The organism is Polaromonas sp. P1_G4, assembly GCF_056405475.1.
Window position 1 is genome coordinate 1 of the sequence record NZ_JBFUCA010000671.1, and the last position, 1,868, is coordinate 1,868.

General features: G+C 62.7%; 2 protein-coding genes. Both read right to left on the bottom strand.

Annotated elements, in window-relative coordinates; genetic code table 11:
* Positions 1 to 67: 67 nt before the first annotated feature.
* Positions 68 to 1,390: a homoserine dehydrogenase gene (locus tag AC1D1X_RS22045; RefSeq protein WP_477669608.1), complete on the bottom strand. Its 1,323-nt coding sequence runs from the start codon at positions 1,388 to 1,390 to the stop codon at positions 68 to 70.
* A gap of 98 nt (positions 1,391 to 1,488) precedes the next feature.
* A partial coding sequence (locus AC1D1X_RS22050) for an aminotransferase class I/II-fold pyridoxal phosphate-dependent enzyme (RefSeq protein WP_477699191.1) occupies positions 1,489 to 1,868 on the bottom strand: 380 nt, incomplete at its 5' end.

Genomic DNA, 1,868 nt, shown 5'->3' on the forward strand with positions numbered 1-1,868 from the left:
AGGCCTTCGAGCAGGATTTCACAAAAACGCTTGCGGTCGGCATGGCCGCGAGTGGAGATGTACAACATCAGGCCAGCTCCTCCTTGCGGATGCGCGTGATGGGCGCCAGCACCGTGGGCAGCGCCTGCATTTGCGCCAGGGCTTCGTTCATCTTTGCTTCCACGCACTCGTGCGTGAGGATGATGAGGTCGGTGTGCGTGGAACCCTCACCGCCCACTTCATCAGCTTCGCGCTGCAGCACCGCATCAATGCTGATGCCCGCGCCGGCCAGGATCCCCGTGACCTTGGCCAGCACGCCGGCTTCGTCGGCGACTTTCAGGCGCAGGTAGTAGCTGGTGACAACTTCGGACATGGGCACCACGGGCAAATCGCTCATCGCGTCGGGCTGGAAAGCCAGGTGCGGCACGCGGTGTTCTGGGTCTGCGGTGTGCAGGCGGGCAATGTCCACCAGGTCGGCGATCACGGCGCTGGCGGTGGGCTCGCTGCCCGCGCCCTTGCCGTAGTACAGCGTGGTGCCGACGGCGTCGCCCTGCACCACCACGGCGTTCATCGCGCCTTCAACGTTGGCGATCAAACGTTTGGCCGGCACCAGGCTGGGATGCACGCGCAGCTCGATGCCGTTGGCGGCGCGCTTGGTGATGCCCAGCAGCTTGATGCGGTAGCCAAGCTGCTCGGCATAGCGGATGTCTTGTGCGGCGAGACCCGTGATGCCCTCAACGTAGGCCTTGTCGAACTGCACCGGGATGCCGAAAGCAATGGCTGACATCAGCGTGACCTTGTGGCCGGCGTCCACGCCTTCGATGTCGAAGGTGGGGTCGGCTTCGGCGTAGCCCAGGCGCTGCGCTTCTTTCAGCACGACGTCGAAGTCCAGGCCCTTGTCGCGCATTTCGGACAGGATGAAATTGGTAGTGCCGTTGATGATGCCGGCGATCCACTGGATGCTGTTGGCGGTGAGGCCTTCGCGCAAAGCCTTGATGATGGGGATGCCGCCGGCCACGGCCGCTTCAAACGCCACCATCACGCCCTTGCGGTGGGCCGCCGCAAAAATCTCGGTTCCGTGCACAGCCAACAGCGCCTTGTTGGCGGTGACTACGTGCTTGCCGGCTTCGATGGCTTCGAGCACCAGCTGTTTGGCGATGCCATAGCCGCCAATGAGCTCGATCACGATATCGACGTCGGGGCTGGCCACGACCTTGCGGGCGTCGTCGACCACCTGCACACCCGCGCCCACCGCGGCTTTGGCGCGCGCCACGTCGAGGTCGGCCACCATGGTGATCTCAATACCGCGGCCGGCGCGGCGGCGGATTTCTTCCTGGTTGCGCTGCAGTACGTTATAGGTGCCGCTGCCCACGGTGCCAATGCCCAGAAGGCCTACCCGGATCGGGCTCAAATTCGTCGGTTTCATAGTCGCTGAGGTTCTTGCTGTACGTTGATCTTGGAGACCTGCCCTCAAGAGGGTAAGGAAAAGAAAAGAAGCTGAATGCAGGATCAAGTTCGGTTGTTGCGGTAGTTCTCGAGGAACTTTGCAATACGGCCAATGGCTTCACGCAGGTCTTCCTCATGCGGCAGGAAGACGATGCGAAAGTGGTCCGGCTCGGGCCAGTTAAATCCCGTGCCCTGCACCAGCATGACCTTGGTCTCCTTGAGGAGCTCCAGGAAAAACTGGCGATCGTCCTTGATCGGGTAGACCTTGGGATCAAGCCGCGGGAACATGTAGAGCGCAGCGCTGGGCTTGACGCAGCTCACGCCCGGAATGGCGGTGATCAGCTCATAGGCCAGGTCCCGCTGGCGGCGCAAGCGCCCGCCTTCGCAGGTCAGGTCGTTGATGCTCTGGTAACCGCCAAGCGCAGTCTGGATGGCCCACTGGC